At 71.9% G+C, this 4,846-nt stretch carries 5 protein-coding genes, 1 pseudogene and 1 riboswitch; of the genes and pseudogenes, 4 read left to right on the top strand and 2 right to left on the bottom strand.

Annotated elements, in window-relative coordinates; all coding sequences use genetic code 11:
- Positions 1–93: 93 nt before the first annotated feature.
- Entirely contained in the window at positions 94–1,446 is a 1,353-nt protein-coding gene (locus tag R1101_RS0115990; protein WP_016934390.1) for a hypothetical protein, read from the bottom strand.
- A 134-nt stretch (positions 1,447–1,580) separates the two neighbouring features.
- Here R1101_RS0115990 and R1101_RS0115985 point away from each other — a divergent pair, with 134 nt between their 5' ends.
- Positions 1,581–2,435: an NUDIX hydrolase gene (locus R1101_RS0115985; protein WP_016934389.1), complete on the top strand. Its 855-nt coding sequence runs from the start codon at positions 1,581–1,583 to the stop codon at positions 2,433–2,435.
- 19 nt (positions 2,436–2,454) lie between these two features.
- On the opposite strand, the gene thiE is transcribed toward R1101_RS0115985, so the two are convergent.
- The gene (thiE, locus tag R1101_RS0115980; RefSeq protein ID WP_016934388.1) at positions 2,455–3,144 is read right to left on the bottom strand and encodes a thiamine phosphate synthase; all 690 of its coding nucleotides are present in this window, start codon (positions 3,142–3,144) and stop codon (positions 2,455–2,457) included.
- A 26-nt stretch (positions 3,145–3,170) separates the two neighbouring features.
- A riboswitch (TPP riboswitch) is annotated at positions 3,171–3,283 on the top strand.
- On the opposite strand from thiE, the gene thiO reads away from it, so the two are divergent.
- From thiO to thiG, 3 genes and pseudogenes are all read left to right on the top strand, one after another.
- Positions 3,280–4,344: a glycine oxidase ThiO gene (gene thiO, locus R1101_RS0115975; RefSeq protein WP_026003341.1), complete on the top strand. Its 1,065-nt coding sequence runs from the start codon at positions 3,280–3,282 to the stop codon at positions 4,342–4,344. It overlaps the preceding riboswitch by 4 nt.
- A complete protein-coding gene (gene thiS, locus R1101_RS0115970) occupies positions 4,341–4,556 on the top strand; it encodes a sulfur carrier protein ThiS (RefSeq protein ID WP_016934386.1) in 216 nt (71 codons plus the stop codon). The genes thiO and thiS overlap by 4 nt, the downstream gene beginning before the upstream one ends.
- Positions 4,549–4,846 (top strand): annotated as a pseudogene (gene thiG, locus R1101_RS0115965) (thiazole synthase); the annotation flags it as partial. The gene thiS and the pseudogene thiG, both read left to right, overlap by 8 nt.

Genomic DNA, 4,846 nt, shown 5'->3' with positions numbered 1-4,846 from the left:
CCTGGAGACCGGGCGCTCGCGGTGGGGGCTCGGTCGCGCACCCGGCGGCGAGTGCGGCGACGACGCACAGTCCCGCGACGAGAACGCGCTGTCTCACTGGTACTCCTTCAACCGTGGCCGGAGACCGACCCACACTCCGACGAGCGCCACCGTCAGCAGGATCACCGACATCGGTGTGAGGCCGGCGAGGGTGCGCGACGCGCGGAACTCGTTGTCGCGCAGTTCGGTGCGGGTGCCGTCGATCGCTTCCGTCAAGGCTTCGTCGAGGGCGACGAACCGGGCGGTGGATTCGCCGGGACCCGCCCCGACCGCGAGGACCGAGGCAGCCGCGTAGTCACCGCGCGCGAGTGCGTCGACCATGCGTGCGTGCGAGTTGATCCAGGCTTCGTGCGCCGACCGGGCCGCCGTGACCGCGTCGGCGCCCGCCTCCAGGGCGGACTCGCGTCCGTACACGTCGAGGATGTCGCCGAGTCGCGACATGTTGGTCCCGAAGGTGTCGTCGTACGCGCCGGTGGTGTCGCGCCGGGCGATCAGCAGGGTTTCGGCGGTGCGCGACTGCTGGGCGAGGATCCGTCCCTCGGTGAGATCGGCGAGCGGTGCCGCGCCCCGCTCGATGGCGCGTTCGGTGGCGCTCGACGACGCCAGTCCGGCGACGAGCAGCCAGCCCAGCAGCGCCCCGGTCGCGCCGATCGCGACGATGAGCCCGGGATTCAAGGTGCGACGACTGCGGCGGCTCACCACGACGTGCGCCGCGCACAGTGCGGCGACCGTGACGAGGATCAGTCCGATGGCGAGCCAGGGCGGTCGTACCGCGTCGCGCTGGGTGTCCTCGACGGCAGCGACACCGCGCGTGTGCAGTTCCTGTGCGGCCGGGAGCAGTTCGGTCTGCATCAGATGCGAGGCCTCACCCAGATAGGCGGAACCGACCGGATGCCCGGTGCGATTGTTGGTGCGGGCCGTCTCGATCAGCCCGGTGTAGACGGGCAGCAAGCGCCCGATCTCGGTGAGGTTGTGTGCCGTCTCGCGGTCGGCGTCCGTCAGCCCCGTCGCCGCGATGACGAGATACTCCGCCGCCTCGTCGGTGGCCCTGATATAGCGACTCCGCACCGCCTCCGGTTCGGGCCCGCCCGAGATGAACCCCGTCACGGCGGCGGCGTCGGCCACCGAGAGCGCGCTGTAGAGATTCTGGGCCGCGCTCGCGAGCGGTTCGACGGACATGAGGAGACGGTCGTGGGTGGCCTGCCGGCCGGAGACGGTGGTCGCGGACACCGCGGCCGAGGCCACGAGCAACACGGTGAGCACCGCCCCGAGTATCAGCAACCGTACCGGCGTCGATCGCAGCAGGGCGCGGAAGCGGTCGACACGGGCGTCCGGATCGTCCGTACCGGCAGTCTCGCGCACGTGGCTGCCGATGGGAGCGAAAGGAGGGGTGATCCGCACGTCCACCGGGCACTCCCTTCCTCGTGTCGAGCGGTCTGAGGGGAGCATATAAGCAGCCCGGCGGTATTGTTGCCGTCCACGGACGGCGGGATCCGGTACCGGACACAGGCCGGGCGAGGCGGATCGGAGAGGCGGACGCTATGCGTGGAGACGGCGACGGCTGGGCGGCCGGCCCGGACGGCGAGAAGCGCTGGGGACGGCACGGCGCCGCAGGCCTGCTGCTGCGCGCTCCGCTGGCGGACGGTCGGCCCGCGGTACTCCTGCAGCATCGGGCGACATGGTCGCACCAAGGTGGGACCTGGGCCCTTCCCGGTGGTGCCCGCGACTCGCACGAGAGCACCGTCGACGCAGCCGTGCGGGAAGCGCACGAGGAGGCGGGTATCGACGTCGAGGCGGTGACGGTGCGCGCCGAACGCGTCACCTCCGGTCTCGCCGGTGGGTGGACCTACACCACCGTCGTCGCCGATGCCGCCGAGACGCTCGTGACCAGCCTCAACCAGGAGAGCACCGAACTGCGCTGGGTGCCGGAACCGGACGTCGAGACGATGCCGCTGCACAGCGGCTTCGCCGAGGCATGGCCGTCGCTGCGCACCGCGCCGGTGCGCATGCTGCTCGATACGGCGAACGTGCTCGGGGCCGGTGGCCCCACCGGGTGGTGGCGCGACCGCCCCGGTGCGACCGCCGCGCTGCTCGCCGACCTCGCCGCGGCGCTGCCCCGCACCGTCGAGTTTCCCGACGGGTCGTTCGGCTGGGTGCCCCGCGTCGAGGCGGTCCTCGAAGGCCACGCCCGCGCCGCGACGATCGACGACGTCCGGATCCCGGTGCACACCGCGGACGGCAGCGGCGACGACGAACTGGCCCGGCTCGCCGCGACCGCGACGGCCGTGGTGGACCCGGGAGTGACGGTCGTGGTCACTGCGGATCGCGGTCTGCGCGCGCGGTTGCCCGAGGGCACGCTCGCGATGTCGCCCTCGGCCGTGCTGGGCTGGCTGTAGCGCCCTGCCGTATCGGTCGTCAGACCGGCAGAGCCGCTTTCAGTGCAGCCGCGGCGGCCCGCGGATCGTCTGCCTTCGTGATCGCCCGGACCACTGCGACCCGCGTGGCACCGGCGTCGAGCACCTCGGGGAGCCGTTCGAGGTCGATGCCGCCGATCGCGAACCACGGTCGTGCCGGCTGCGACTGCGCGACCTCGCGCGTCACCTCCAGCCCCGCCGCGGTACGGCCCGGCTTGGTCGGGGTGTCCCACACCGGTCCGGACGCGAAGTAGTCGACGCCCTCCTCGATGTCGGCGAGCGCGGCCTGCGCCCGGCTCGACGTCGACCGGCCGATGACGATCCCGTCGCCGAGGATCTGCCGCGCGTGCCGCACCGGCAGGTCGCCCTGACCGAGATGCAGGATGTCGGCGCCCGCTGCGAGTGCGATGTCGGCGCGATCGTTGACGGCGAGGAGCGCCCCGTGGCGTGCACACGCCTCGCCGATGATCTCGAGGGCGGCGAGCTCGTCGCGTGCCTCGAGCCGTCCGAACTTCTTCTCACCGGCCGAGTCCTTGTCGCGCAACTGGACGATGTCGACCCCACCGGCGAGGGCCTCCTCGACGAACCGTGCGAGGTCGCCGGTGTCCCGGCGGGCGTCGGTGCACAGGTACAGCCGCGCGGTGGCGAGTCGGCCGCGCGGGTCGGGATGGTTGCCGCGATAGGTGGTCACGGACAAGACGGTAGCCTCTAGAGCGAAAGTGACGACACGGGAGTCCCGGGGATCGCGGGGCTGAGAGGGGGCCTGCCGGCCCCGACCGTTATGACCTGACCCGGATCATGCCGGCGCAGGGAGTGAGGTGGACCAATGGCAACTGTGGCCGTCGTGGGTGGCGGAGTGATCGGGCTGTCGATCGCATGGCGCGCGGCCCGCGCGGGACACCTCGTGACCGTGCACGACCCGAATCCTGGTAGCGGAGCCTCGTGGGTGGCCGGAGGAATGCTGGCACCGCTGTCCGAGGGCTGGCCCGGTGAAGACCACGTCCTGTCCCTGGGAGCGGCCTCCCTCGACCGCTGGCCCGCCTTCGCGGAGGCGCTGCGCACGGAGACCGGCGTCGATGTGTTCACCGCCCAGGCGTCCCTGACCGTCGCGCTCGATGCGGCCGATGCGGCCGACCTGCGGACCGTCGCCGAATGGGTGGGGGAGCAGGGGCACGAGATGCGGCTGCTCTCCCGCGCCGAGATCCGGGAATTCGAGCCGTCCCTCGGTCCGAAGGTCCGTCTCGGACTCCTCGCCCCCACCGAGTCGTCGGTCGACAACCGGGCGCTCGTCGACGCCCTGCGCGTCGCGGCGACCGGCGCCGGAGTGCGTTTCTCGGACGCCGCCGTGCACGACCTGGCCGACCTGCCGGACGACCAGGTGGTGCTCGCGACCGGGGTGGCCTCGGCACGTGTGTGGCCGGACCTTCCGGTCCGCCCTGTCAAGGGCGAGATCCTGCGCCTGCGGGTGCGGCCGGGCGCGACCCCGCCGCCGCAACGCACCGTGCGCGCGAGTGTCCACGGGCGCCCCGCCTACCTGGTTCCGCGCCACGACGGTCTCGTGGTGGGGGCGACGCAGTACGAGGCGTCCGACACGCAGGTCACGGTGGCGGGTGTGCGCGATCTGATCGCCGATGCCGAGATCATCTTTCCGGCGCTCGGCGAGTACGAACTGCTCGAGGCGAGTGCGGGCCTGCGCCCGATGACGCCCGACAACCTGCCGCTGATCGGCCGGGTCTCCGATCGTGTCGTCGCCGCGACCGGGCACGGTCGCAACGGTGTGCTGCTCACGCCCCTCACCGTCGACGCGGTGCTCGCCGAACTCGGCGGGCGGTCTCTGACCGATGCGAAATACGCCTGTCCCCGACGAATTACGGAAGCGAGTGTGGGATGACGAACGAGGTGTCCGTGGGCATCACCGTCAACGGTGAGGACAAGTACTACGACGCGGCGCCGACGGTGGCGCAGCTGCTGAACGAGCTCGGTCTGCCCGAGAAGGGAATCGCGGTCGCCGTCGACGGTGTCGTGTGCCCGCGAGGACGCTGGTCGGAGCCGGTGTCCCGGGGTGCGAGCATCGAGATCCTCACGGCGGTCCAAGGTGGCTGACACACGCGATCCCGGCGCCGACCTACCGGGACTGACGATCGCCGGCCGCACCTTCGGCTCGCGGCTGATCACCGGTACCGGTGGTGCGGCGAACCTGGCCGTGCTCGAAGAGGCGCTCGTCGCGTCGGGCACCGAGCTCACCACCGTCGCGATGCGTCGCGTCGACGCGGCTTCCGGAACGGGTGTCCTCGATCTGCTGCGTCGCCTCGGTATCGAACCGCTGCCGAACACCGCCGGGTGCCGTGGTGCGAAGGAAGCGGTGCTGACCGCGCAACTCGGCCGGGAGGCAC

The sequence above is a fragment of the Rhodococcus sp. R1101 genome (assembly GCF_000278445.1).
Taxonomy (GTDB): domain Bacteria; phylum Actinomycetota; class Actinomycetes; order Mycobacteriales; family Mycobacteriaceae; genus Rhodococcus; species Rhodococcus gordoniae.
This window is presented reverse-complemented; position numbering and strand designations above follow the sequence as displayed.

Coding starts and splice junctions, on each gene's coding strand:
- R1101_RS0115985 (WP_016934389.1), top strand. CDS start 1,581: ATGCGTGGAGACGGCGACGGCTGGGCGGCCGGCCCGGACGGCGAGAAG.
- thiO (WP_026003341.1), top strand. CDS start 3,280: ATGGCAACTGTGGCCGTCGTGGGTGGCGGAGTGATCGGGCTGTCGATC.
- thiS (WP_016934386.1), top strand. CDS start 4,341: ATGACGAACGAGGTGTCCGTGGGCATCACCGTCAACGGTGAGGACAAG.